This is a genomic window from Kribbella jiaozuonensis (assembly GCF_005233875.1).
GTDB lineage: Bacteria > Actinomycetota > Actinomycetes > Propionibacteriales > Kribbellaceae > Kribbella > Kribbella jiaozuonensis.
In genome coordinates this window covers 139,500-164,449 of the sequence record NZ_SZPZ01000007.1, presented here as the reverse complement: position 1 = coordinate 164,449, position 24,950 = coordinate 139,500, and the positions used below count along the sequence as shown (strand labels likewise).

The following is a 24,950-nucleotide window of genomic DNA, read 5'->3' as shown; positions in this document are numbered from 1 at the left end:
GTGAGAAGTGCAGAACGGCATCAAGTGATCGTAGAACGACTACGAGTCGTCGACCGAGTGTCGGTCCAGGAGCTGGTCGAGGCGACCGAGGCATCGGACATGACGGTCCGTCGCGACCTTGACTTCCTGGCGGCGCAGGGCGTGCTGAAGCGCGTCCACGGCGGCGCTGTGTCCTCGCTGCCGTCCGGCCTCGAGCCGCCGCACTCACTGCGCGCCCAGGCTGCTGTCGCTGCCAAGCAGGCGATCGCGCGGGCCGCGGTCGCGCACCTCCACGACGGCGAGACGATCGTGCTCGACAGCGGTACGACGGCGCTGGAGACCGCGCGGCTGCTGCACGACCGCGCTATGACCGTGATGCCGCTGTCGCTGCACGTTGCGCATGAGCTGGCGGATGCGCCGCGGATCCGGCTGCTGATGCCGGGCGGCGAGGCGCGCAAGGGCGAGCTGTCGCTGGTCGGTCCGCTGACAGTCGCCTCGCTGCGGGCGCTGCGCTTCGACGCCGCCGTACTGAGCCCGTGCGCCTTCAGTCTCGACGCCGGGCTGACTGCGTTCGACCTGGGCGATGCGGAGGTCAAGCAGGAGGCGATGAACGTCGCCACGCGCACTGTCGTACTCGCGGACGGCGCCAAGTGGGACCGCTCTGCCCTCGCCTATGTCTGCCCCGCCGACCGCCCGGACCTGATCATCACGGACGAGTCGGCTCCCGAAGACCAACGCATACTCCTGACCCAACGCGGCGTAATCGTAGAGGTGGCCTCTTGACCGCGACCGACACGCGACTGCAGACCGCGCCGCCGCGCGCCGCTCGGGTCGCCACCTGGATGTACTTCGGTCTGAACGGGTTCGCGGTCGGGATGTGGGTCGTCCACATCCCGAGCATCGAACAGAAGACCGGCATCACCCACAGCACGCTCGGCCTGCTCTTACTGGTGCTCGGCGGCGCTGCGTTCACCGGTATGCAGGTCGCGGGTCCACTCGTCGACAAGCTCGGTCAGCGCCGGCTCGTCCCGGCCGCCGGCATTCTGCTCGGCATCGCGCTTGCCGGGCCGGGGCTCGCGACGAACTGGTGGACGCTCGGTCTGACGCTGATTCTGATCGGCTTCGGCAACGGTTCGATCGACGTCGGCATGAACGCGCAGGCGGTCGTCGTCGAACGCGGATACCCGCGCCCGATCATGGCCGCCTTCCATGCCATGTGGTCGATCGGCGGCGCGATCGCCGCGGTCGTCGGTGCGGCGACGCTGCGGGCCGACGTACCGCCGGAGGTCACGCTCGCCTCGGCCGGTGTGCTGTGCATCGTGCTGTCGCTCGTGGCCAGCAGGTTCTTGCTGGAGGCAACTGTCCCGCCGGAGGATCACGTCGAGGTGGAGCGAGCGAGGCCTCCCGCCAAGCTGGTCTGGGCCTTGGGCGGGCTTGCGTTCGGGCTCATGCTCTCCGAAGGCGTCGCGAACGACTGGGCGGCGCTGCACTTCCGCGACATCCTCGGGACATCCGTCAGTACGGCGGCCTACGCGTACGGCGCGTTCGCGGTCGCGATGACCGTCGGCCGATTCCTCACCGACCGGGTCGCGGCCGTTGTGGGACCGGCGGCGATCGTGCGGTGGGGTGCGGCGATGGCAGCGGTCGGTCTGACGCTGGTGATCGTCGTACCGTGGGTGCCGGTCGCGCTTGTCGGCTGGGCCATTTTCGGCTTGGGCCTCGCGGGCGGCGTGCCGCAGTTGTTCACCGCCGCTGGCAACCTCGACCCGCGGTCGTCCGGTGCGCTGATGGCGCGGGTCGTCGGCCTCGGGTACGTCGGACTGCTCGCCGGGCCCGCGCTGATCGGCGGACTCGCGCACTGGATGCCGCTGAACATCGCGTTCATCCTGCCGGTGGTTCTGTGCGTACTGACGTTCTTCGGCGGACCGGTGCTGAAGAAGGACGTTAACTAAGGGCTTGCTGGAGGTCGGCCCAGAGATCGTCCGGGTGCTCGATGCCGACGGACAGGCGGATCAGGTCCTCGGGGATCGTCGGGACCTCCATCGGCCAGCGGCGGCGGCGTTCGAGCATCGACTCGACGCCGCCGAGGCTGGTTGCGTGCACCCAGAGTTCGGTGCGCTCGCAGACCCGCTGGGCGAGGGCCGCGTCGCCGCCGAGCTCGACGGCGAGGATCGCGCCGAAGCCGGACATTTGGGCGGCGGCACGGTCATGGCCCGGATCGCTCGGCAGACCGGGGTAGCGGACGCGGCTGACCCGCGGGTGTTCGAGGAGGCGTTCGGCCAGGAACGCGGCGTTCGACTGGGCGCGCTCGAGGCGGAGGGCGAGCGTGCGCAGACCGCGCAGCGCGAGCCAGGCCTCCATCGGGCCGGGGATCGCGCCGAGGCTGCGGCGACGGAGTTCGATCGCGGACCACAGGTCGTCGTCCGCGGTGATGACCGCGCCGAGGATGACGTCCGAGTGGCCGGAGATGAACTTGGTCGCCGAGTGCATCACGACATCCGCGCCGAGCCGGAGCGGCTGCTGGAGCAGGGGAGTCGCGAACGTGTTGTCCACGACGACAGTCGCACCTTTTGCATGCCCGGCTTCGGCGAGTGCCGGGATGTCGGCGACTTCCATCGCAGGGTTGGTCGGCGACTCGATCCACAGTATGTCGGCTCCGTCGAGGGCCTGCTTGACGGCCTCGGTGTCCGCGACGTCGACGTGTATGACGGTGAGCCGGCCGGTCTCGGTCTGCTGATCGAGCAGGGCGACCACGCCGGAGTACGCGTGCTGCGGCGCGACGACCCGCCCGCCGACCGGGACCAGGTCGATCACCGCCGCGGCCGCCGCCATCCCCGACGCGAACGTCAGCCCGCGACCGCCCTCGAGCTCGCCGAGCGTCTCCTCCAGCGCCGACCACGCGTCATTGCCGAACCGCCCGTACCCGCGGTCACCGCCCGCGACGTACGTCGAGCTGAACACCGGCGACTCGCCGACCGGCGCATTCGGCACCCGCTCCGGCCTTCCGGCATGAACGACGACCGTGGACGGATCAAGACTCATGTGCTGAATTGTCGCTGACGCGATAGGTAGCTGCGGGCAGGGGGATGCCGCCGCTGCGCAGCAGGCTCATCGCCTGACGGGCGAGCGACGTCGCGTCAGTGGTGTCGGGCGTGTCGACCCAGACGCGGACGACCGTCTCGATGATGTTCATCGCGATCCCGGCCGCCAACGCGCCGGTGAACTCAGCTCGGTGGTCGGCCGGCAGCCGCAGTACCAGCTCGTCGGCGAGGTCGGTGCGGAAGCGCCAGATCAGCTCGTTGAGATGGGCGCTCACCGACGCGGTCTGCGCGGCCAGGTCGAACACGGCCCGCACCCGGTCCGGATTGGTCTCCAGTTGCTCGAGGACACGCTCGATCACCGCCTGCAGACCGGCCGTCAGCTCGAGCTCGGGCTGCTCGCGGAACCAGTCGACCGCGTCGCCGAGGCAGTCCTCGACGAACTCGAGCACGAGCGTCTCCTTGGTCGGGAAGTACCGGTACAGCGTGCTCGGCCCGACCTCGGCCGCCGCCGCGATCTGCTCGACCGTGGTCCGGCCGAAGCCGTTGTCGTTGAACAGCTCGAACGCTTTGTCCGCGATCAGCCGGCGGGTCCGCTCCCGCTTCACCTCGCGCAGTCCCATCAGCACCTCCGCGGGCAGGGTACCGGTTCGCCAACTCGCCGGATGTTGCTCCTCTTTGGATGACTCAGCCATATGGTAGTCACTACCAGAATCGATTGGGAGGGTTCATGACCGAGAGCTTCCCCGTTGGCCGTCCGACCGGGTGCCCGTTCGACCCGGCTCAGGAGTACGCCGGCTTCCGCCGTACGCCCGAGCTGGCCAAGGTCTCCACCCCGGCCGGAGTCGACGCCTACGTGGTCAGCCGGTACGACGACGTACGCACGCTGCTGCGGGACAGCCGGCTCAGCTCGCGGTCGGCGCCGTCGGACCACGTCGTACCGGGCGCCGATCTGGACCGCGAGGCCGAGTCGGGCTCGATCCTGCATGTGGACGGTGCGGCGCACAGGCGGCTGCGGCGGATCCTGGCGACCGAGTTCGCGGTCAAGCGGATGGAGGCGATGCGGCCGCAGATCGCCGAGATGATCGAGACGCAGCTCGACACGATGCTCGCCGCCGGCGGGCCGGTCGACCTGGTGCAGGCGTTCGCGCTGCCGATCCCTTCGCTGGTGATCTGCGAGCTGCTGGGCGTCCCGTACGCAGACCGCGCCGAGTTCCAGGAGCGGAGCGCGATGCTGGTCCGGGTCGACGGGGATCGCGACGAGATGATGCGGGTCAGCGACGAGCTCAACCAGTACATGGTCGGGCTGGTGCTGGCGAAGCAGGCCGAGCGCTCGGACGACCTACTGTCCCGGGTGATCACTCGTGGCGAGGAGCTAGGCGAGCCGTTGAGCCTGCCGGAGCTGGTGTCGATCGGGATCACTCTGCTGATCGCCGGGCACGAGACGACGGCGAACATGATTGCCCTGAGCACGCTCGCACTGCTCCGGAACCCTGCGGAGCTCGACGCGCTGCGGGCTGACCCGGGGTTGGCGCCGGCGGCGGTCGAGGAACTGCTGCGGTATCTGTCGGTCGTCCAGTTCGGGCTGTTCCGGCACGTCACGGACGACCTGCCGGTCGGGGCAGCGACTTTGCAGGCGGGCGACTTCCTCATCGCTGCGTTGTCCTCGGCGAACCGGGACTCGCAGGCGTTTCCGGATCCTGATCGGCTGGAGTTGCGGCGGGAGGCTCCGGCGCATGTCGCGTTCGGGTTCGGGCCGCATCAGTGCCTCGGTCAGCAGCTGGCACGGGTCGAGCTGCACGAGGTCTTCACCCGGTTGTACGCGCGGATCCCGACCCTGCGACTCGCCGTACCGTTCGAGGAAATCGAGTACCGGAACAACACGCTCGTGTACGGAGTGACAGCGTTGCCAGTCACCTGGGGCTGACCCGTTTGCTGATCACTACGGAGCGCGATCTGAAGGGGTCTTAACCGAACCCTGGTCGGAACCTGATCCCTGGGCCGCTACAGTCGAGCCGGTGAGTGAGTACTCGAACGAAGCACAGCGCAAGCCCCGCGTCGCCGTCGTTTTCGGTGGCCGGTCGAGCGAGCACGCCATCTCCTGCGTCACCGCGGCCAACGTCCTGCAGGTGATCGACCGGGACAAGTACGACGTGGTCCCGATCGGGATCAGCACCAGCGGCCACTGGGTGCTGGAGAGCGGCGACCCGGAGCGGCTGTCGATCACCGACGGCAAGCTCCCCGAGGTCGACGTGACCGCGATGCCGGTGCTGTTCGGCGCGAACCGCGAGCTCGTGATCAGCGAGCCCGAGCAGGTCCCGAGCACTCTCGGCCAGGTCGACGTGGTCTTCCCGCTGCTGCACGGCCCGTGGGGCGAGGACGGCACCATCCAGGGCCTGCTCGAGATGTCGGACATCCGGTACGTCGGCTCCGGCGTACTCGCGAGCGCGGTCGGCATGGACAAGCACTACATGAAGGTCGTCTTCCAGGCCGCCGGCCTCGAGGTCACGCCGTACGTCGTGATCCGCGACCGCGACTGGACGCGGGACCAGGACGCCTGCCGCGAGGCGGTCGACGCGCTCGGCTACCCGGTCTTCGTGAAGCCCTGCCGTGGCGGTTCGAGCCTCGGGATCAGCAAGGTGAACAGCCTGGACGAACTCGACGAAGCGGTCGCCGTGGCCCGCGCCCACGACCCGAAGGTGATCGTCGAGGCCTCCGCGAAGGACCCGCGCGAGATCGAGGTCGGCGTACTCGGCGGCCTGAACGGCGCCAAGCCCGAGGTCAGCGTCTGCGGTGAGATCGCGATCTCCGGCGGCGGCCACGACTTCTACGACTTCGAGACCAAGTACCTGCCCGAGGGCGAGGAGTACACCGCGCTCTCGGTCCCGGCCGACCTCCCCGAGGAGATCGCCGCCGAGGTCCGCGCCAAGGCCCTGACCGCCTTCGACGCCATCGACGCCGAGGGCCTAGCCCGCGTCGACTTCTTCCTCGACGCCGACAACCGGGTCATCATCAACGAGATCAACACCATGCCCGGCTTCACCCCCACCAGCATGTTCCCCCGCCTGTGGGCCGCCTCCGGCAAGGACTACGCAACCCTCGTCGAGCACCTCCTCTCCCTGGCGATGACCCGCCCCACCGGCCTGCGCTGACCCCGTGCCGGTCCGCGCCCGTTGGGTGGCGCGGACGGCTGGTGGCGGGCTTGGTTGAATGAGGCAACTACTTCAACTGGTTGCCGGATGCATCGACAGGTCGTTGACACTGCGTCAGCATTGACATAACGTCAGCTTTCAGTAACGAATAGTGATCGGCCCGAAACAGTCCCGTGCTGTAGCTGCCGATCCAACGGGGTGCGACCACGCCATCAACGCGCCAGGTTCGGGAAACTCCTGTCCTGCCGCTCGTGGCGGTCTCCCGATGTCCTGTTACCGGGCCCTGGACCTGTCCCGGATCGCTCGATGTCGTTCTTGCGACCGCGGATCCTCCTTCTCCATGAACCGCTCGGGTAACGAGCCGCGCCGATCCACCGGATCCGGGCGCGGTTCAACGATGGACTGAGGGTGAACCCAACTATGAAGTCTTCCACCTATGCGACACCCGGCAGCCGGTTGCGGCTGAGCGCACTCGCCGTAGCGGCCGCGCTCGTCGCCTCCGCCGGCGGGCTCCTCGCCACCAGCGGCAACGCTCAGGCCGCAGCCGTGGCCGTACCGCTCGGCACCGCCGGGAGTTTTGTGATCCTCGGCGGTGCCGGAATCACCAACACCGGACCGACCGTGCTGACCGGAGACATCGGCAGCTTCCCGAATCCGGCGATCAGCGGCACCGGAACGATGACGATCACCGGTACCAACCACGCCGGCGACGCCGTGACCCAGGAGGCAAAGAAGGACCTGGTCACGGCGTACAACGTCGCCGCGGGGGAGTCGCCGCGTACGCCGATCACCGACGACCTGGGCGGAAAGACGCTGACCCAGGGCGTCTACAACTCGGCCTCCTCGATCGGGCTGACCGGCGCGCTGACCTTGGACGCGGAGGGCGACGCGGGGGCGGTCTTCGTGTTCCAGGCGGGCTCGACCCTCACCACCGCGAGCAGCAGCAGCGTGGTGCTGACGAACGGAGCCCAGGCCTGCAACGTGTTCTGGCAGGTCGGCAGCTCGGCCACCATCGGCACCGCAACCCAGTTCCGCGGAACCGTCCTGGCACTCGCCTCGATCACCATGAACACCGGCGCCACCGCCGTCGGCCGAATGCTGGCCCGCAACGGCTCGGTAACCCTCGACACCAACACCCTCACCAAACCAACCTGCACCACCCCACCAACAACGCCGCCCACCACCCCGCCCACCCCCCCGCCCACCACCCCGCCCACGACCCCGCCTACAACGCCGCCTACAACGCCGCCGACAACGCCGCCGACAACCCCGCCGACAACCCCGCCGACAACCCCGCCGACAACCCCGCCGACAACCCCGCCGACAACCCCGCCGACAACCCCGCCCACGACCCCGCCCACGACCCCGCCCACGACCCCGCCCACGACCCCGCCCACAACGCCGCCGACGACCCCGCCCACAACACCCCCGACGACGCCGCCGACGTCCCCACCGACGACGTCGACTCCACCCACTACGCCGCCGACCAGAACGCCCACGGCCCCACCGACGACCACGCCGACGCCGCCGACCCCCACCGCGCCATCGACTCGGCCGACCCCACGGCCCACCGCCTCCCCGCCAACGGTCTCGCCAAGGCCGCCTCAGGTAACCAAGACCCCGCAAGGCTCGGTCGGAACAGGTGACGCGTCCGGGCTGTCGATCGTCCTCATCAGGCCGCCGAGCGCATCCGGACTCAACTGGTTCACCTGGAGCGCCCCAGGACTGATCTGGTCCAGCTGGCGCGTCGCCGGACTCAACTGGTTCAGCGGGAGCGGGATCAGCACCCCATGAGGACCGGCGCGGCGGTCCTGCTCCTCGCGACCGTCTTGACGGCGACCGGCTGCACAGCTGAGTCAGGCACGGGGCCGACTCAGCCCGATGCGATGCCGGCCGAGATCGCGCGCGGCGGTACCGCCGCGCCAACCCCGACCGCGCCAACCACCACCGTCATCACCCCCACACCGAGCGCACCTGCCGCAGGCACGCCGCAACGCACCACCGCAGGCCCCCACACCCCAGCGCTCCGCTCGGGGCCATCCACTGCACCGTCCCAACGGCCACCCCCGGGCCGCGGGCGCGAGCAGACCGCTCCGATGCGGAAGTCCACCCCGATCCGGGTCAGGATCCCCGCGATCGGGGTGGACACGGACCTGATCCGCCTCGGCCTCAAACGCGACGGCACTCTCCAGGTCCCGCCGAACGGATTCCCAGCCGGCTGGTTCACCGGCGCCCCCACACCGGGCGAGCGCGGCCCGGCCGTCATCGCCGGCCACGTCCACTGGTCCGGCCGCGCAGGCGTATTCGCCCGACTCGCACAACTCAAGCCCGGCGACACGATCGTCGTCACCCGACAGGACCATTCAAGGGCCGTCTTCCGGGTGACCCGGGTCCAGCAGTACCCGAAGACCAGCTTCCCGAGCGCCGTGGTCTACGGCGACATCAATCACCCCGGCCTCCGCCTGATCACCTGCGGCGGCCTCGACTACGAGTCGGCGAAGTACGAGGCCAATCTCGTCGTGTTCGCCGATCTCATCAGCTGACCGCTCGGCCCCGCTGCCCTGACCGCGCTCAGGCGGTTACGACGCCCGACCTCCCTCCGACGCCCCGCGGCCAAATGCTCCCGTCCCGCAGTCACAGCCGGCTCGCCCGGGCCCGGAGGTAACGCTGCTGGGGAAGACTCGTCGTCCGACCCGCGGCCTCCTCGTACGCCGTCCGGGCTCCCGCCACATCGCCCGACATCTCGAGCAAGTGCGCCCGGACGGCCGCCAACCGGTGGTCCTTGGCGAGGTGGTCGTCGTCCTCGATCGAACTCAGCAGCGCGAGCCCCTCGCCCGGGCCGCGCGCCATCGCGACGGCGACCACGTGGTTGAGGGCAACCATCGGGTTATCGGTCAGCTGGAGCAGCACCTCGTACAACGCAACGATCTGCGGCCAATCGGTCTCCTCCGCACTGGGTGACTCGTCATGAACGGCAGCAATCGCCGCCTGCAACTGATACGGCCCGACCGGCCCCCGCGGCAGCGTCGCCGTGATCAGCTCGACGCCCTCCCGGATCGACTCCTGGATCCACAGCGACCGATCCTGTTCCGCCATCGGCACCAGCTCCCCGAGCGGCCCGGTCCGCGCCGGCCGACGCGCATCCGTCAACAGCATCAACGCCAACAGCCCCGCCACCTCTGTGTCGTCAGGCAGCAACCGATGCAGCATCCGCGCCAACCGGATCCCTTCGGCCGCCAACTCCACCCGCTGCAGGCTCGAACCCGTCGTACTCGCATAACCCTCGTTGAAGATCAGATACACGACCTTCAACACCGCGCCCAGCCGCTCCTCGCGATCGACCGGCATCGCGAACCGCGCACCGCTCTCCTTCACGCTCGCCTTCGCCCGCGTGATCCGCCGCGTCATGGTTGCCTCCGGCACCAGGAACGCCCGCGCGATCTCCGCCGTCGTCAAACCACCCACGGCCCGCAACGTCAACGCGATCTGCGACGCCGGCGACAACGACGGATGACAACACAGGAACAGCAGCACCAACGTGTCGTCCGCACCCCCGACCGGCTCACCCTGCGGCGCCCACTGCGCGACCCGATCCTCCCGCCGCTGACGAGCCTGCTCCCGCCGCAGCAGGTCCGTCAGCCGACGAGAAGCCACCGTGATCAACCACCCGCGAGGACTGTCCGGCACGCCATCGACCGGCCACTGCTCGGCCGCCGCCAGCAGCGCCTCCTGTACCGCGTCCTCGGCCGTGTCGAAGTGCCCGTACCGCCGCACCAACGCGCCCAACACCTGCGGCGCCAGCTCCCGCAGCAGCTCCCCAAGCGCGACGGTCATCCCGCTCACCCCACCCGATCCCCGACCGCGACGGCCATGTCGATCACCTCACCGCATCCCCGAGCCTCACTCCACCAGCTCGTCCTGGCCCTCGACGATCGGCCGGATATCGGCGTACGCCGTCGCGCGCAGGAACTCCGGCGCCGGCGTATCCGCGAGCCGGGACGCGATCTCGGTCGCCCGGTCGAACGACTCGCACTCGACGATCCAGTACCCCGCGAGCACCTCCTGGGTCTCCGCATACGGACCGTCCGTCACCACCGACTGCCCGTCCTTCGACCCGAGCCGTCGCGTCAGCACCGGCGCCGCCAGCGCCCGCGTCTCGACCAGCTCACCGGACTCGACCAACTCGTTGTTGAACTTCTCCATGAACGCCCCCATCGCCGCAAAGTCCTCCGGCGTCCAGGCCGGCTTCCCGGTGTCCTTCCCTGCCATCCCGTCATAGTCCTGCTGCGACGCATACGTCAGGATCATGTACTTCACAGCTGCCTCCCATCGTCAGGACGCCCACCGCAGGCGCCTCCACTCGAGACGTCGCCCCCGCGGCCCCCAACCGGACACCACCAGCAGACGATTTTCGATCTCGCCAGGGAGTATGCACTCGTCAGGTACAGGGCGTGACGAGTTTGTTGTGGTTGTGGATAGCGTCGGAGACGTCGGTGAGGGCGTTGGCTTCGGGGGAGTACTTCGACGGGACGGCCATCTCGAGGTAGAGCTCGCGGCCGATGGTGGTGAAGATGTAGCCGTTCTGGACCTGCTTGGCGAACCAGCCGACCCCGTTCACCTGGAAGCACTGGGACTGCGCCTCGGCCATGCCGGCCGGGGGCGCCACGCCGCAGGTCACCTCGATCGACGGGTTGCCGTACGCCGTGGTCAGCGGGCTCTCGGGCGAGGTCTTCCGCTTCTTCTGGTCGAGAACCTTCGCCGGCATCGCCTGGATGAGCTGCGTGCAGGCGGCGGCGACCGCAGGCGCGGGGGAGGGGACCGGGACGGGCGTGGGACCCGGGCTGCACCCGGCGAGCACGATCACGCCGAGTGCAGCGAGCAGGAATTTGGGCATACCGAAAACAGGCGGGTCCTCGTGTGGACGGCTCAGATGTGGACGACGGGACAGGTCAGCGTACGCGTGATGCCGGGAACGTTCTGGACCCTGGCAACCACCAGCTTGCCCAGTTCGTCGACGTTGCGGGCTTCCGCGCGGACGATCACGTCGTACGGACCGGTGACGTCCTCGGCCAGGGTGACGCCCTGGACCTCGGCGATCTGCGCGGCGACGTCGGCCGCGCGGCCGACCTCGGTCTGGATCAGGATGTAGGCCTGGACCACCACGTCGTTCTCCACTCAGTCGTCCTCAGCTGGCTCCAACTGCCGGTGCGCACCGCTGTACGGCGGTACTGCGAGACAGCCGGGCGTACTCATAGTTGCCCGGTCACGGTACCGCCTAGACTCCGGTCAGCGATATGGGAGGTCTGCTGACGTGACAGAGACGTTGGGGAGCACAGGTGAGTTCGGCCTGATCGCGGCCGTCACCAAAGGGCTGTCCACAGGTGAGGACGTCCTGGTCGGTCCAGGTGACGACGCGGCCGTGATGGCGGTGCCGGACGGCCGGATGGTCATCACCACCGACCTGCTGGTGGAGGGACGCCACTTCCGCCAGGACTGGTCGTCCGCGTACGACGTGGGCCGCAAGGCCGCCGCACAGAACCTGGCCGACGTGGTGGCCATGGGCGCGCGGCCGACCGCGCTCGTGGTCGGCTTCGGCGGCCCTGCCGACCTGCCGACCGCCTGGGCGCTGGAGCTCAACCAGGGCATCGTCGACGAATGCGAGCTGGTCGAGGCGAGCATCGTCGGCGGCGACACGGTCCAGTCGGACAAGGTGGTCGTGTCGGTCACCGCATTCGGTTCACTGGACGGCCGCGAACCGGTACTGCGCTCAGGTGCCCGCCCAGGCGACGAGGTCGCGTACGTCGGCCGACTGGGCTGGGCCGAGGCGGGCTGGGCCGTTCTCGCCCGCGGGTTCCGCTCACCCCGGGCTGTGGTCGAAGCGCACCGTCGCCCGCAACCGCCGTACGCCGAAGGTCCCCGCGCCGCGCTGGCCGGCGCCTCCTCGCTGTGTGATGTGAGCGACGGACTGCTCGCCGACCTCGGCCACATCGCCGAGGCGAGCCAGGTGATCATCGACGTGCACACGAAGGCGCTGACCGTGCCGGAGCCGCTCCAGGCGGTTGCCGCCGCGACCGGGGTGGACGCGCTCAAGTTCGTGCTGACCGGCGGCGAGGACCACGCGCTGGTCGGCACGTTCGAGCCGGCCGACGTGCCCGAGGGCTGGACCGTCATCGGGTCGGTTGCTGAGGGCAACGAGGAACGCCCGGCCGGGACCGTGACCGTGGACGGCTCGCCGTATGCTGACGAGACAGGCCACGCCCACTTCAGGAGTTGAGATGCCGGTCGGGAGTGCACCGCCCCGAGTGCTGACCATCGCCGGGTCCGACTCCGGTGGCGGGGCCGGGATCCAGGCGGACCTCAAGGCGATGCTCGCCAACGGCGTGCACGGCATGAGCGTGCTGACCGCGATCACCGCGCAGAACAGCCTCGGCGTCCAGGGCGCCTGGGAGCTGCCGGAGGAGCAGGTGCGCGCCCAGTTCCACAGCGTGGTCGACGACATCGGCGTAGACGCGGTCAAGACCGGCATGCTCGCCTCCGAACCGATGGTCCGGGTCGTCGCCTCGCTGCTGCGCACGCTGCCGGACGACGTGCCGATCGTGGTCGACCCGGTATCGGTGTCCAAGCACGGAGACGCGCTACTCGCCGCTGACGCGATGGCCGCCGTACGCACCGAGATCGTCCCGCTGGCTACTGTGCTCACTCCGAACCTCACTGAGCTCGGACCGGTCGCCGGTATCGAGCTGGAGACCATCGAGGACCGAGAGCTCGCGGCAAAGCTGCTCCTGGACGCCGGTGCGCAGTGGGTACTGGTGAAGGGCGGCCACGACGTCGGTACGGCGGCAGTGGACGTGCTGCATGGTCCAGGCGTACGGCGCTCGTACAGTGCGGTCCGCGCCGACAACAGGCACACGCACGGCACCGGATGCACGCTGGCGAGCACCATAGCGTCGTACCTGGCAGGTGGGTACGACGTACCGGGTGCGGTCGGCGCCGCGAAGGAGTACGTGACCGGAGCGATCGCAGCCGGGTTCGCGCTCGGTGATGGCATCGGACCGGTCGATCATGCGTGGAGATTTCGAGGGAGAAGCAGTTGACCAAGCAGCAGCCCCCGGTCGACGGGTACTGCGAGCAGTGCGGCTTCAACTACGACACCGGTGACCTGCAGGGCACTGTGACCCTGCTGATCCGGCAGTCGGCGGACTGCAGCATGGCGCTGACCAAGGCCGCGGCCGGCCCGGACGCGAACGTGGTGCGCCTGCGCCCGGAGCCGGACGTGTGGTCGGCGATCGAGTACGCGTGCCACGTGCGCGACGTACTCGAGGTGCAGCGGCTGCGGATCGCGCAGTGCCTGGCGGAGGACCGGCCGGTGTACGCGCCGATGGACCGGACCGGTCGGGTGAAGCAGGAGAAGTACGAGAAACAGGACCCGATGGAGGTAGCGGCCGCGCTGGTGCGGAACGCCAAGGACTTCGGTGCGGCGGCGCGAGTACTGCGGCCGCAGGAGCTGGGGAAGCTGGGGCTGTACAACTACCCGGTGCGGGCGCCGCGCACGCTGGGCTGGATCATCCGCCACACCGCGCACGAGATCCAGCACCACCGGCACGACATCGTCGAGATCCTGGCGAAGGTGGAGCCGCCGATCGTCCCCAAGCCGAAGGTCGAAGAGGTTGAAGCGACCGATGAGGTTGTAGAAGCGATCGACTAACGCTGCGCCACCCACGCGGCGATCGCGGGCTCAGTCGTGAGCTGGTCGAGGGCCAGCGCAGCCGCGCCTCGGAGTGGACCGTCGGACAGCATCGCAGGCAGCACCGGCGGTGGAGTCCCGCGGTGGAACGTCATCAACCCACCCTCGTACGCCTCTTTGAAGCTGCGCTCCGCAGCCGCCCGCAGCGGGATCGCGAGCCCGCCGATGGTGATCACATCCGGGTCATGCGCGTTGACCAGACCGGCGATGCCGCTGCCCAGCGCTGCCACCACTTTGGTCACCGCAGCGCGCGCATTCCGGTCCGTACGCCGCAGCACCTCCTCGGTGTAGGCGTACGGATCGTCCGGCCGCCCCTGCTTCAGGTGTCGCGCCAGCGCACGCCCGTCGATCTCCAGGTCCCAGCACCCACGAGCGCCACACGGACAGGACCGGGAGCGGTCGCCGAACGGCATGTGCCCGTACTCGCCACCTGCCCCCGACGCCCCCTGCGCCGGCACGCCGTCGATCAGCAGCGTCCCACCGATGCCCACCTCGATGATGAGGTGCAGCGCCGTACCCGCCCCCGCCGCAGCGCCCGTACGCGCCTCAGCCACCCCACTCAGCGTGGCGTCGTTGCCGGCCAGCAGCGGCAGCCCAGTGCCTTCGGTGATGGTCTCCAGATCCAGCTCGGCCCACTCGAGCGTCGGCGCCTGCATCAGGTGGTTGTCCCGGATGGTTCCTGGTACGGCGAGGCTCACCATCCGCAGCCTGTCGCCGTACTGCTGCCGTGCCTGCTCCACCTGGCGCCGCAGGTTGTTCAGCACGACCTGCGGCCGCCTGCTCCGGTGGCGCCGGTACTGCGGGTCCTGCAGCGAGCCGTCGAGCGTCACGACCGCACTCCGCCAACTGCTCTGCCGCAGGTCGAGCGCCAGCACCACAGGCCCTTCCGGATGCGCCCGCAGCAAGGTGGTCGGCCGACCACGCCCCTGACTGGGCGCTGGTACTTCGGTCACGAGGCGTACGTCGCGTAGCCGAGCCGTCACCTCGGTCGCCGAACCCGTACTCAATCGCAGCGTCCGCGCCACCGCGGCGCGGGTGATCCCCGGCTGGCGAGTCAGTTGGGTCAAGACGTCCGAAGCCGTCTGCCACTGTCCCCGGCGCACAGGATTCATAGCTGCCTTTCGTTCTGTCCCCGGAGCAGTTTATGCTCGTGGGACGAGTTTAATGGGAGGTGTCATGGAGATCCGGGACATTCGCGCAGTCCTGTTCGACATGGACGGCACCCTGGTCGATTCCGACGCGGTCGTCGACCGGAGCTGGAGCCGCTGGGCGACGGAGTACGGCGTACCTGCCGCCGACGTGCTCGCGATCGCGCACGGGAACCCGGCCGAGGCGACCATCACGCGGATGCGGCCCGACCTCTCGCCCGCCGAACGCGCGGCTGCGGTCGCGCGGGTGCTGGACATCGAGTGCGACGACGTGTCCGATGTCGTGGCCACGCCGGGCGCCCTCGAGCTGACTGCGCTGCTGGATGAGATGAGTCTGCCGTGGGCGGTCTACACGAGCGCCTCGACCCGGCTGGCGAAGGTCCGGCTGGACGCGGTCGGGATCTCGCCGTCGATCCTTGTGACGCTCGACGACGTCAAACGCGGCAAGCCGGATCCCGAGGGGTACCTGCGGGCGGCGGAGCTGCTCGGCGTACCGGCTGTGCAGTGCTTGGTCGTCGAGGACACCGTGGTCGGCCTGACTGCGGGCCGGGCTTCTGGTGCGTTGACCGCTGGGCTGAAGGGCATTGCCGCCGACATCGAGTTGGCTGACCTCCACCAGCTCGGCGGGCTGTTCAAAGGCTCGCAATGACCGCGGCCGCGGAGGCGCGGGTTGACTCCGGGGCTCGCGGCGACGAGATCCGGATCGGCATCGCCCTGTCGGCGATGGGCTTCGTCCTGGCCGGCCTCGGCGCGTGCGTCGCCATCCTCGCCCGCGACCTCGACGAACCACCGGGCCGGCTCGCGCTGTTGTCGTCGGGCTTTGCGGTCGGTCTGCTCGTTGTCGCGGTGATCGGCCCGCGGTTGCTGCGCTCGTGGTCGATCCCGACGGCCATGGGGTTCGGCTCTGTTGTCTGCGCGTTCGGCGCGGGGCTGCTCGCCCTCGCACCGGCGTACACCGTCGTTATCGCAGGTGCGCTGTGCGTCGGACTGGGTGGGGCGATGCTCACACTGGTCGCACCGCTCATGCTCAACGGACCAACAGCCGCAGTGCGACTGAGCCGCGTCAACGCGGTCGCCAGCGGGGCAGGCATCCTCGCACCACTCACGATCGGCGCCATCGACGGACTGGGCCCTAGTGGCCGCCTAGCGATGCTCGCCGCTGCGCCACCTTTGCTGCTCCTCGCCGTTCTCACTCGCCGCACGAACCCGATCGCCCCGGTCACACCGACCGACGACCGACGACCGACGTTCCGACAGGTGGGTGGGCGCGTCGATGAGCCCGTGGCAGTGTTGATTGATTCGGCTCCGGCGGTGGGGTTGGGGCGGAAGTGGCGCGGACGGGTGGGGCGTCAGGTAGTTGTCGATGTCGGCATCGGGTGGTTGCGCGTCGTGCTCTCGGTTTCGGTCGAGTTCTGCTTCGTGGTCTGGGCGGTGGCGCGGTTGGTGGCCACCGGTTTGCCGACGGCAACGGCTGCCTCGCTCGGGAGTGCGTTCCCGATCGGGATGGCGGTCGGCCGGGCGATCGGCCCGCTCCGCTGGCGCAACTGGTCGCCCGTACTGCCCTCCGGTGCGCTCGCGGCCTGCGGCACCTTGATGGTCAGCCTGTTCGATACCCCGGTCATCGTCGCCGTCGGCCTGGTGGTGGCCGGTCTCGGCGTCGCGCCGCTCTATCCGGTCACGCTCGCATCCCTGGTCGCGACGCCCGGCCTCAGCTCAGCCCGCCTGTCCGCGGTCGGCGCGCTGGCGTCCGGTACGGCGATCCTGCTCGCGCCGGCGGTACTCGCCGTACTGGCACGAGCCGTCGATCTGCGTACGGCGTACTTGGTAACGCTGCCGCTGATCGCCGTACTTTTTCTGCTCAGCCGTCGATCCGGCCGGACCTCGTTCGTGTAGGGGGTGAAACGACCCGATCGAATGAGGTGACGTGATGTCCGAACCGACGATTTTCCTGGACAACCTGGCGATGCCCGAGTCGGGCCGCTGGCACGACGGGCGGCTCTGGTTCTGCAACTGGATCGAGCAGCAGGTGGTCGCCGTCGATGCCGACGGCAAGACGGAGTACTTCCCGGTGCCGGTCGAGCAGCTCATGGGCTGGTCGATCGACTGGCTGGCCGACGGCCGGATGCTGACCACCGGCGAGAAGCTCCGGCGGTACGAGCCCGACGGATCGGTCACGGTCCTCGCCGAGCAGAAGGCCAACGAGCTGGTCCTGGATGCGCACGACAACATCTATCTCAACGGCGCAGACTTCAACTTCGCCGGCGGCGAGGCGCCGAAACCCGGCTACATCAAGCTGGTGACGCCGGACGGGCAGGTCCGCCAGGTCGCGGACGAGATCCAGTTCCCGAACGGGATGGTGCTCACGCACGACGGCCGAACGCTGGTCATCTCGGAGTCGTTCGCCGGCCGTCTGTCCGCGTTCGGTGTCGAGCCGGACGGCGGGTTGTCCAACCGCCGCGTGTTCGCGGAGAACCTCGGCCCCGACGGCATCTGTCTCGACGCCGAGGGCGCGATCTGGGTACAGACCGGCGGCAACGCCGTCGTACGAGTCACCGACGGCGGCGAGATCCTGCAGCACATCGACCTCCCCGAGAACCGCGCGCCGTTCGCGCTGACCCTGGCCGACTTCAATGGCCCGACCCTCTGCATCCTGACTTCGGAGTGGCACACGGACGACAGCATCACCGACAACCTCGACCGCCTGAAGAACGGACCGCGCACCGGCCAGATCTTCACCGTCCCGGTCAGCGTCGGTCGGTAAGATCCTCTGCATGGAGTGCTTCGCCGCCGGGCGCATCCGGCGCTGACACCGGCCCGCCGCTGCCGCACGCGCGGCGGGCCGGTGACGCCTGCCCGGATTCCACCTTCGCTGTGAGAGGCACACTCCATGCAGATTCGTTCGTACGTCGACGCTGACCTGGCCCGGCTCATCGACCTGACCATCGACACCTTCGGGCCGTTCTTCGAAGACTCGTTCCGCCCGCTGGTCGGCGAGACCATCTTCACCCACCAGCACGGTGACTGGCGGGGTGATTACCACCGCGAGGTCGCCGGGCTGCATGACCCGGCGCAGCACAAGTACGTCGCGATCGCCGAATCGGATGGCGTCTTGCTCGGGTACGTCGCCTGGAACGTCGACCCGGCTCGTTCGAAAGGCACGGTCGAGTTGCTGGCGGTCTCGGCGGCGTACCGGCGGTCGAATGCCGGGACCGCGCTGTGCCAGCACGCGTTCGAGGCGATGCGCGCCGAACAAGCGGAGTACGTCGAGATCGGCACGGGTGGCGACGATTTCCACGCGCCCGCCCGTGCGTTCTACGAGAGTCTCGGCTGCGTGAAACTTCCGGTCGCGGTGTACTTCCGGGAGCTCTAACCCCGCTTGTCGATAAAGCGTTTGAGCATGCTCCGGCCCGTGGACGAACCCCATGGGCCGGAGCATGATGAGCAGATCAAGGCTGGGGGCTTCGGTACGTCTTGAGGGGGAGCTGTGACCATGGATGACGTGCGGTCCGACGGACCGTATGAGGACGACCCGGACGAGATGTCCCAGGAAGAGCAGGCCCGACTGCTCACCGAGCCGAGCTTCGATCACCGGCTCGACAACGAATCCGAACTGCTGGAAGAGGAGTTCGGCCCACCCGAACGCGGCGGGTACGGACGCCCGCCCGCTGGCGAGCCGGAGTACAGCGGGAGCACCGGCTCATGAGCGGCATCGAGGACATGGTCCATCAGGCCGAACTCGACCTCGGCCTCACCGAGCCGAACAAGATCCAGGAGTGGTACCGCGACCAGAACGGCTCGGCCTTCAGCGGCAACTTCCCGTGGTGCGATGCCTCGATCACGTACTGGGCCTGGCATTCGGGCAACCAGAACGCGGTGACGTACGGCGGGTACTACGCCCTGACGACCGCACACGCCCACGCGTTCAAGAACCACAGCCAATGGCACAAGGACGTCGCCGGCATCCAGCGCGGTGACATCGTCTTCTTCGACTGGGGTGGCACCGACGTCAAGTCGAAGATCGACCACGTCGGCATCGTCACCGGTGTCAGCGGCGCGAACATCTACACGATCGAAGGCAACTTCGACGACAAATGCGACCGCCACACCCGCAAGTCGGACGTGATCGCCGGGTACGGCCGCCCGTCGTACGTGCACTCCACCGAACCACGCACCGGCTTCGTCACGTTCCCGGGCAAGTCCTTCTTCGTGATGGGCCGCAAGAGCCCCATCATCGCCGCGATGCACGCACGCCTGGTCGCGGTCGGCTGCAACAAGTACGAAACCCAAACAAACAAGGACACCTGGGGCACCGGCGACCTCAAGTCCTACTCAGCCTGGCAACAAAAACTAGGCTTCCACGGCTCAGTCTCCCAACCCGGCAGCGACGCCGACGGAATCCCTGGCCAACAAACCTGGGACAAACTCAAAGTCCCCCGCACCTGACAACCGGTCCCCGTCGGGCTCCTCGGTCATCTCGCTGAGGAGCGTGGCCGCCCGATCGGCCGCGGACGTCTACTGCGCCGACGTGCGCCCGTCGACAAGCCCGCCGACGGACTCACCCACGCGTGGCCGCAGACGGACTGGCCTCGTGCGGTCCCAGACGGACTGGCCTCGTGCGGTCCCAGACGGACTGGCCTCGTGCGGTCGCAGACGGAATGCCCTCGCGCCTGGTTGCCGACAGACGGTGCCGGCGATCAGGTCGTGCAGCGCCCGCTGTTCCAAGGGCGTAGTTGCCGACTGCCTCTTCCAAGGCGTGATGGCTGGCGGGTCTCCGCACGCATGCTTGCTGGCGGACTCCCGACCATGTGCCCGCACCCGCAGCACCGACCACAGCAGGCGCAGAGGTCCGTCGAACGAGAGCTTGCGGTCCCCACGGCGGCGAGCCACGGATGCATTTGCTGTAGGCAACCATCTACGATGCACGCCGGAAGCCGCTAGACACCGATTCGCCTGACGGCGAGCCGATCGGCACTGGATCGCCTGACGGCTGCGCGGACTGCTCGGTGCGCGGCTCGAGCGGCGCCTCAGCCCGCGGAGTCGCGATCGGGACCTGTCCGGTGGCGGTCTCGCGATCCGACTGCGGCGTGCTCACCTCACCCCAGATCACCTGGTACGCCGCCTCCCGAAACGAGCTCCCCGACGCCTCCTCCACATCGCTCTCGCGCACGTTGCTCGCGCCCGCACCGCTCGCGCCCGCACTGCCGTCGTCAGAACTGCCCTCGCGTGCCCGCACTCGGCGAAGCAACTGACGCCCCAGCGCAGAGCGCCGAACCACCGAAGCAACCGCAGCCCTCGCCACAGACTGCTCGGTCGAGCCACGGTCACCCTCCTCGCAGCCGTCAACGTCGCGGTCGTTCGCCGCGTGATCTGGTTCGCAGTCCCTCGGCTGACGGTCGTTCGACGGCCGGTGGGTTGATGCTTGGTGCGGTGCACGGCGCGTTGGTGTGACGTCGCACGAAGACTGCCCCGTGGGTGTGGGCGCGGTTGTCACCTGCCGTCCGCGCGGGTGATCCCGCGGGACGTGCATGGTCGGGCCGCCGCCGTCGGTGGACGCGACATGGGTCGGGCGTTGATCAGCTCCGTCGTGGTGAGGTGGGGCGTTGGTCGACGGATTGTGATTGGGCGTGGATGAGTGGCGCGCGGCCTGCGACGGCGTCTGGGCATGCGGAGGCTTGGGGATCGTTGTGGGGTGAGGTGGAGGGTCGGCCCAGGTGGGCCGGGCGACGTGGACTTTGCTGTCGAGGATGGTGATGGTCCAGTCGCCTGCGTGGAGGTCGATGTGGTGGCGGCGGCAGAGCAGTACGAGGTTGGAGATCTTGGTCTCGCCGCCGTCGATCCAGGAGATGAGGTGGTGGGCGTCGCACTGGATGGGCGGGGCGCCGCATACTACGCAGCCGCGGTCGCGGGTGTTGAGGGCGCGACGCATTGCGCGGGTTACGAGGCGTTCGGAGCGGCCGACGTCCAGTGGTTCGGAGTTCGTTCCGAGGACGAGGGGGATGACCTTCGCGTCACAGGCGAGACGCCGGATCGCGGCCGCTGACAAGCCGTCGCCGTACACGGTGTCGCCGATCGCATCCGCTGCCGCCGACTTAAGGTCCTGCAGGTCGATGGTGATGGTGATGTTCGCCTTCGCTCCGAAACCCGGTACGTCAGCGGCTCCATCCGGCCCCCGACTGACGCCAGCACCAGTCGCCCCTTCCGGGCTGGCCACGCGCCCGTCGGCACCTTCGCCCGACGCGCCGCTCGCGAGGCTGGTGCGGTGCGCAGAACTCGCGTCGCGAGCATTGCTGGTGCTGGTGCTGGTGCTGGTGCTTGCGCTGCCGCTGCCGCTGGTTCTGGTGCTGCCGCTGGTTCTGGTGCTGCCGCTGCCGCTGGTGCCGCTGCCGCCGCCGCCGCTGCCGCCGCCGCCGCCGCTGCCGCCGCTGCCGCTGGTGGTGCCGATCGTGGCGATCGCTTCACGGTCACCGATTGCGCGGCTCGCTTCGGGTCCGCGGGCCGAGTTCTCCGCGTCGCCCGCGTCGGTTGCGCTGTTTGTGCTGCTCGCTGAGCTCGCGATGCTCCCACCGCCCGGTCCCGTGGGGCGAGGGGTGCGTGGGGTGGGGGTGCCCGCGTCCAGGGCTGTGGCGGCGATGGTGAGGGTCGTGGTTAGGGCGTCGGCCTGGCGCTTTTCGCGGGAGCGGGGGTCTGGGTCGCCGTCGAGGGTCTTGTGGGGGCGGGCGCCGGCGTGGATGAGGGAGCGGAAGAGTTCTGCGTTCTCGTTGGCCAGGTAGCCGCGGAACTTCACGCCTCGGTCGGCATTGGTCAGGGTGAGCGTTTCGCGGGCGTAGGCCTTGTGTTCTTCGGGTTCGGGACCATCGGTGTCGAGTACGTCTCGGATGCGCTGGCCGGCTCTGCGCAGTTCGAAGGGGGACAAGTGGTGGGCCAGGCCGATGAGTTCGCGCTCAGCGACGGCGACGTCTTCGGCGGGAACCTTTGACGGCACCTGGTCGAGCGCTGAGACGATTGCCTCCGCCTGCGCGGGACGCAGTACGACCTCGGTTGCTTCGTCGGCATCAGCGTCCGTGGGGTCCGAGTGGGGATCGGGGAGGGCGGCCGACATGGCGTCGTACTTGGCTAGGGAGCGGGCGAGGCGTACGTCGCGGAGGGCGCGGGAGCGGTCCAGGCGGTAGCGGAACTCGAGCAGTTGGGCGGTGTTGTGGGCGCCGAGCTCCTGCGCGTGTTCGAGAACGTCGATCCTGGCGATGAGTTGCAGACGGTACGTTTCGATGCGGGCGAGGGCAGAGTCCACCTGGTCGAGAGTCGACAACACGTCTGCGCCGCTCATCGACCAGGCCGGTCGCTCACCCAACAGTTCCATGCCGATGACTTTAGACACGGCCACCGACAGTTCTCAAACTCGGAAGCCCTTTATTTCAAGGGATTCCGGTTATCCACAGATTTCAATCTGTGGATAACATCGCTCTCGTTGCTGTGGGCAATGATGTGTTGACGGCTAGGGCTTGGCGTACTTGCCGACCATGCGGACCAGGGTGTCGGGCGGGATGACTTTGACGTGTGGGGCGAGGTTGCTGACGACGGACAGTACGTTGTCGACGGATTTGCTCCAGGCGTGCCAGACGACGATCGAGTAGCCGGCGGTGGAGTGCGGGTTGCGGGTGGCGGCGTTGAGTTCGGCGGTGACGGATGCCTCGTCGGCGCCGTCGAGCCCGTCCCACAGCATGGTGCGGGCTGAGATCACCGGCTTGCCTTCCGACCAGACGACCTTGCCCTTGAGGCCGTCGTACCGGGAGTACTCGAGGTAGATCAGGCCGTCGATCTCGCGGCGCTTGAGGTATGACGACCAGAGGCGGGTGTTCTCGAAGGCGTTGAAGTCGATGATCTGGGCAACGGAGAGGTCAGCTCGGCCCATCGCGTTGGCAAGTGACGCGGTGTGCTTCTCGAGGGCGGCGGTGGGGTAGCGGCTTGGGTACATGTAGCCGGCGCCGGACGGGCCGACGACCCAGCGGTCTGTCTCGGATTGCTCGTAGAACCAGCGCATTACGGACGGGGCCAGGTCGATCAGGGAGGGGGAGATGCCCCAGCCGAGGTCGACCTCACCGCGGCGCGGGCTGCCGAACCAGCGTGGGTCGGTCGGGAAGTCGCCGAGCGCCCATTGGATGTTGTCGCCGTCGGTGATGAGGAAGCTGACGTAGTGGGCGTTGGGGTCCGGTGCTGGTTCGAGGGCCCTCCCCCCACCCCCTCCGCTCTGTGGTCCGTTCGTCGGTTGAGCGGTGGACGGCGCTGGGCGTAGGGCGGGGTCGAACGCGCGGCCTCGTTGGGTCAGGTGGTCTTCTCGGATTCCTGACAGCACTGACAGGTTGCGTGCGTGGTCGGCGGGCAGGGCTTTTACGCCCGTGCTCGAGTTGACCCCGATGAATGCGTCTTCGCCGTTCGAGGCGTCGCCCCAGCCGATGACTGTGCCGTCGTCGGTCAGGGCGCTGACTACCTGGGCGCGGAAGTCCGAGTTGCCGTCGAAGAAGGCGAGCGTCCCAGCCATCGTGACGTAGTCCCGGAGCCGCTCCGGGAAGTCGGCGCGCTGCTCGACCACGACGTCGTGTCGTAGGCGGGGCCAGTACGTCTCGAACACCCAGCGGTCGTCCTTGTCCCGCACGTCCAGGACTTTGCGCAATCCGTGCTGGATCGCGAGTGCCTCCAAGCTTTCCTCGATGGCTACAGCACCCGTCACGCCGGCGAGCGTGGTCGCGACGTTGACCGACGGAGTGCCCGTACGGAAGAGAACATATCCGCGTATGCCGGAGCGGCCGACGGTTTTCCACAGGTCTTCGGTTCGGACGCGGATGCCGTACTGCGAGATGAGGCCGTCGAGCCAGTGCTGGTAGCCCAAGGTCGGCAGGTTCAGGTAGAGGGACTCGCCGCCGCGGCGGGTCATCAGGCCCTGGAGGGTTGTCGCGAGTGTGCGCTCGGCGGGGGAGAGGGAGTCCTCGGTCAACACGTTCAGGACCCGAGGTCGCTGCCCCTTGGGATACGCGGAGGACGGCGAAGACCCGAAGGCGAGGGACGGCGAGACAGCGGCACCAAGACCCACCCCCGCGGTCAGGCCGAGCAGTCGTCGACGGGAGAGCGCGAAGCGATCGGACATAGGAGGCCTCCAGGGAGCGGCTGGTGGATGTCCTTCGTTGTCAACTGGACGGCGACGATGCCACAGCCGTCACTCCATCACAAGACCTCAGGCCGGAACGGGCAGTTCATAACGGCGAAGCAGCTCCGCCAACGCCGGCACCCCGGCCGACAGGTCGTACAGCTCCGCCCGCAACCCAACCCCCAAAGCAGCCTCCACATTGGCGACGTTGTCGTCCACAAACAGGACCGACGAAGCAGGCAGGTCCAGCGCCCCGAGAATCGCCCGGAAGTACGCCGGATCCGGCTTCGCCAGCCCCAGGTCGCACGAGTAGAACGTCTGGTCGAACCAAGCGCCGTACCCCCGCTCGTCCTGCATGAGAGCCCGTCGGTACGCCTGCTGGTTGGTCGCCAGATGGCACCCCACCCCAGCAGCCCGCAGAGAAGAGATCAACGACACAACCCCAGGCTCAGCCGCGAACCAGCTCCACGGCTCCAGCGCCTCGTCCACGGACGCGGTCGAGTTCCACCGCCGCAGTACGTCGGCCAGCGCGTCCCGGAAGTCGACCTTGCCGACCAGGCACGGCTTCTCCGCCGCCATCAGATCCGCCACGAACGCCTCCCCATCCGCAGGAACGAGCGACGACAGCCGCCCCCACCAATCGGAGGTCGGGCGCTGGACGACGCCATCGGCATCGAAGAGGACGGCGGTGACGGCACGCATCATCATGAGCCCAATCTTGTCACCGGCACCTTGACCGGTTCAGTCGGT

The 24,950-nt window shown here is 68.7% G+C and carries 25 protein-coding genes; 15 read left to right on the top strand and 10 right to left on the bottom strand.

The window, feature by feature from the left end:
* Positions 1-24: 24 nt before the first annotated feature.
* Together FDA38_RS39300 and FDA38_RS39295 are read left to right on the top strand one after the other, a co-directional pair.
* On the top strand, positions 25-762 hold the full coding sequence (locus tag FDA38_RS39300) for a DeoR/GlpR family DNA-binding transcription regulator (protein WP_137259282.1): 738 nt from the start codon (positions 25-27) through the stop codon (positions 760-762).
* A complete protein-coding gene (locus tag FDA38_RS39295; protein WP_233715193.1) occupies positions 759-1,931 on the top strand; it encodes an MFS transporter in 1,173 nt (390 codons plus the stop codon). Before FDA38_RS39300 ends, FDA38_RS39295 begins: the two co-directional genes overlap by 4 nt.
* Here the strand turns inward: FDA38_RS39295 and FDA38_RS39290 are convergent.
* Both FDA38_RS39290 and FDA38_RS39285 read right to left on the bottom strand, forming a co-directional pair.
* Positions 1,924-3,021 carry a trans-sulfuration enzyme family protein gene (locus tag FDA38_RS39290; RefSeq protein WP_137259281.1) on the bottom strand — a complete coding sequence of 366 codons (1,098 nt, stop codon included), beginning with the start codon at positions 3,019-3,021 and terminating at the stop codon, positions 1,924-1,926. The two genes, FDA38_RS39295 and FDA38_RS39290, sit on opposite strands and share 8 nt — an antisense overlap.
* The gene (locus FDA38_RS39285) at positions 3,011-3,640 is read right to left on the bottom strand and encodes a TetR/AcrR family transcriptional regulator (RefSeq protein ID WP_137259280.1); all 630 of its coding nucleotides are present in this window, start codon (positions 3,638-3,640) and stop codon (positions 3,011-3,013) included. Before FDA38_RS39285 ends, FDA38_RS39290 begins: the two co-directional genes overlap by 11 nt.
* Before the next feature lie 107 nt (positions 3,641-3,747).
* On the opposite strand from FDA38_RS39285, the gene FDA38_RS39280 reads away from it, so the two are divergent.
* The 4 genes from FDA38_RS39280 to FDA38_RS39265 all read left to right on the top strand — a co-directional run bounded on the left by FDA38_RS39280 (position 3,748) and on the right by FDA38_RS39265 (position 8,712).
* Positions 3,748-4,944, top strand: a complete 1,197-nt coding sequence (locus tag FDA38_RS39280) for a cytochrome P450 (RefSeq protein WP_137259279.1) — start codon at positions 3,748-3,750, stop codon at positions 4,942-4,944.
* Positions 4,945-5,035: 91 nt separating this feature from the next.
* Positions 5,036-6,169: a D-alanine--D-alanine ligase family protein gene (locus tag FDA38_RS39275; RefSeq protein WP_137259278.1), complete on the top strand. Its 1,134-nt coding sequence runs from the start codon at positions 5,036-5,038 to the stop codon at positions 6,167-6,169.
* A 420-nt stretch (positions 6,170-6,589) separates the two neighbouring features.
* Positions 6,590-7,963 carry an ice-binding family protein gene (locus FDA38_RS39270; RefSeq protein WP_137259277.1) on the top strand — a complete coding sequence of 458 codons (1,374 nt, stop codon included), beginning with the start codon at positions 6,590-6,592 and terminating at the stop codon, positions 7,961-7,963.
* Positions 7,964-8,265: 302 nt separating this feature from the next.
* Positions 8,266-8,712, top strand: coding sequence for a class F sortase (locus tag FDA38_RS39265; protein ID WP_137259276.1), 447 nt, complete (start codon positions 8,266-8,268; stop codon positions 8,710-8,712).
* 91 nt (positions 8,713-8,803) lie between these two features.
* Here the strand turns inward: FDA38_RS39265 and FDA38_RS39260 are convergent, their stop codons facing one another.
* The 4 genes from FDA38_RS39260 to FDA38_RS39245 all read right to left on the bottom strand — a co-directional run bounded on the left by FDA38_RS39260 (position 8,804) and on the right by FDA38_RS39245 (position 11,332).
* Positions 8,804-10,003 carry an RNA polymerase sigma factor gene (locus FDA38_RS39260; protein WP_137259275.1) on the bottom strand — a complete coding sequence of 400 codons (1,200 nt, stop codon included), beginning with the start codon at positions 10,001-10,003 and terminating at the stop codon, positions 8,804-8,806.
* 66 nt (positions 10,004-10,069) lie between these two features.
* Complete coding sequence (locus FDA38_RS39255; protein WP_202878065.1) at positions 10,070-10,477, bottom strand: YciI family protein; 408 nt, start codon at positions 10,475-10,477, stop codon at positions 10,070-10,072.
* A gap of 130 nt (positions 10,478-10,607) precedes the next feature.
* On the bottom strand, positions 10,608-11,063 hold the full coding sequence (locus FDA38_RS39250; RefSeq protein ID WP_137259273.1) for a DUF3515 domain-containing protein: 456 nt from the start codon (positions 11,061-11,063) through the stop codon (positions 10,608-10,610).
* A gap of 32 nt (positions 11,064-11,095) precedes the next feature.
* A complete protein-coding gene (locus tag FDA38_RS39245) occupies positions 11,096-11,332 on the bottom strand; it encodes an Lrp/AsnC family transcriptional regulator (protein ID WP_170990044.1) in 237 nt (78 codons plus the stop codon).
* Between the two features lie 148 nt (positions 11,333-11,480).
* Between FDA38_RS39245 and FDA38_RS39240 the strand changes: the two genes are divergently transcribed.
* The 3 genes from FDA38_RS39240 to FDA38_RS39230 are packed head-to-tail and all read left to right on the top strand — an operon-like array spanning position 11,481 to position 13,874.
* Positions 11,481-12,443, top strand: coding sequence for a thiamine-phosphate kinase (locus tag FDA38_RS39240; RefSeq protein WP_137259272.1), 963 nt, complete (start codon positions 11,481-11,483; stop codon positions 12,441-12,443).
* A gap of 1 nt (position 12,444) precedes the next feature.
* Complete coding sequence (thiD, locus tag FDA38_RS39235) at positions 12,445-13,263, top strand: bifunctional hydroxymethylpyrimidine kinase/phosphomethylpyrimidine kinase (protein WP_137259271.1); 819 nt, start codon at positions 12,445-12,447, stop codon at positions 13,261-13,263.
* Complete coding sequence (locus tag FDA38_RS39230) at positions 13,260-13,874, top strand: DinB family protein (RefSeq protein WP_137259270.1); 615 nt, start codon at positions 13,260-13,262, stop codon at positions 13,872-13,874. The genes thiD and FDA38_RS39230 overlap by 4 nt, the downstream gene beginning before the upstream one ends.
* Here the strand turns inward: FDA38_RS39230 and FDA38_RS39225 are convergent.
* Positions 13,871-14,980, bottom strand: coding sequence for an ROK family transcriptional regulator (locus FDA38_RS39225; RefSeq protein WP_233715192.1), 1,110 nt, complete (start codon positions 14,978-14,980; stop codon positions 13,871-13,873). The genes FDA38_RS39230 and FDA38_RS39225 overlap by 4 nt on opposite strands.
* Before the next feature lie 109 nt (positions 14,981-15,089).
* On the opposite strand from FDA38_RS39225, the gene FDA38_RS39220 reads away from it, so the two are divergent.
* The 6 genes from FDA38_RS39220 (at position 15,090) to FDA38_RS39195 (ending at position 19,504) form a co-directional block, all read left to right on the top strand.
* Positions 15,090-15,710, top strand: coding sequence for an HAD-IA family hydrolase (locus tag FDA38_RS39220; protein ID WP_137259268.1), 621 nt, complete (start codon positions 15,090-15,092; stop codon positions 15,708-15,710).
* On the top strand, positions 15,707-16,954 hold the full coding sequence (locus tag FDA38_RS39215) for an MFS transporter (RefSeq protein ID WP_137259267.1): 1,248 nt from the start codon (positions 15,707-15,709) through the stop codon (positions 16,952-16,954). The genes FDA38_RS39220 and FDA38_RS39215 overlap by 4 nt, the downstream gene beginning before the upstream one ends.
* Before the next feature lie 34 nt (positions 16,955-16,988).
* Positions 16,989-17,822, top strand: a complete 834-nt coding sequence (locus FDA38_RS39210) for an SMP-30/gluconolactonase/LRE family protein (RefSeq protein WP_137259266.1) — start codon at positions 16,989-16,991, stop codon at positions 17,820-17,822.
* Between the two features lie 126 nt (positions 17,823-17,948).
* The gene (locus tag FDA38_RS39205) at positions 17,949-18,431 is read left to right on the top strand and encodes a GNAT family N-acetyltransferase (RefSeq protein WP_137259265.1); all 483 of its coding nucleotides are present in this window, start codon (positions 17,949-17,951) and stop codon (positions 18,429-18,431) included.
* Positions 18,432-18,551: 120 nt separating this feature from the next.
* Positions 18,552-18,764: a hypothetical protein gene (locus FDA38_RS39200; protein ID WP_137259264.1), complete on the top strand. Its 213-nt coding sequence runs from the start codon at positions 18,552-18,554 to the stop codon at positions 18,762-18,764.
* On the top strand, positions 18,761-19,504 hold the full coding sequence (locus FDA38_RS39195) for a peptidoglycan-binding protein (RefSeq protein WP_137259263.1): 744 nt from the start codon (positions 18,761-18,763) through the stop codon (positions 19,502-19,504). The genes FDA38_RS39200 and FDA38_RS39195 overlap by 4 nt, the downstream gene beginning before the upstream one ends.
* A 469-nt stretch (positions 19,505-19,973) precedes the next feature.
* Here FDA38_RS39195 and FDA38_RS39190 read toward each other — a convergent pair whose 3' ends face one another.
* The 3 genes from FDA38_RS39190 to FDA38_RS39180 form a co-directional block, all read right to left on the bottom strand.
* The gene (locus tag FDA38_RS39190; protein ID WP_137259262.1) at positions 19,974-22,418 is read right to left on the bottom strand and encodes an HNH endonuclease signature motif containing protein; all 2,445 of its coding nucleotides are present in this window, start codon (positions 22,416-22,418) and stop codon (positions 19,974-19,976) included.
* A 135-nt stretch (positions 22,419-22,553) separates the two neighbouring features.
* The gene (locus tag FDA38_RS39185; protein ID WP_137259261.1) at positions 22,554-24,200 is read right to left on the bottom strand and encodes a GxGYxYP domain-containing protein; all 1,647 of its coding nucleotides are present in this window, start codon (positions 24,198-24,200) and stop codon (positions 22,554-22,556) included.
* Between the two features lie 87 nt (positions 24,201-24,287).
* On the bottom strand, positions 24,288-24,908 hold the full coding sequence (locus FDA38_RS39180) for an HAD family hydrolase (protein WP_137259260.1): 621 nt from the start codon (positions 24,906-24,908) through the stop codon (positions 24,288-24,290).
* Positions 24,909-24,950 lie beyond the last annotated feature (42 nt).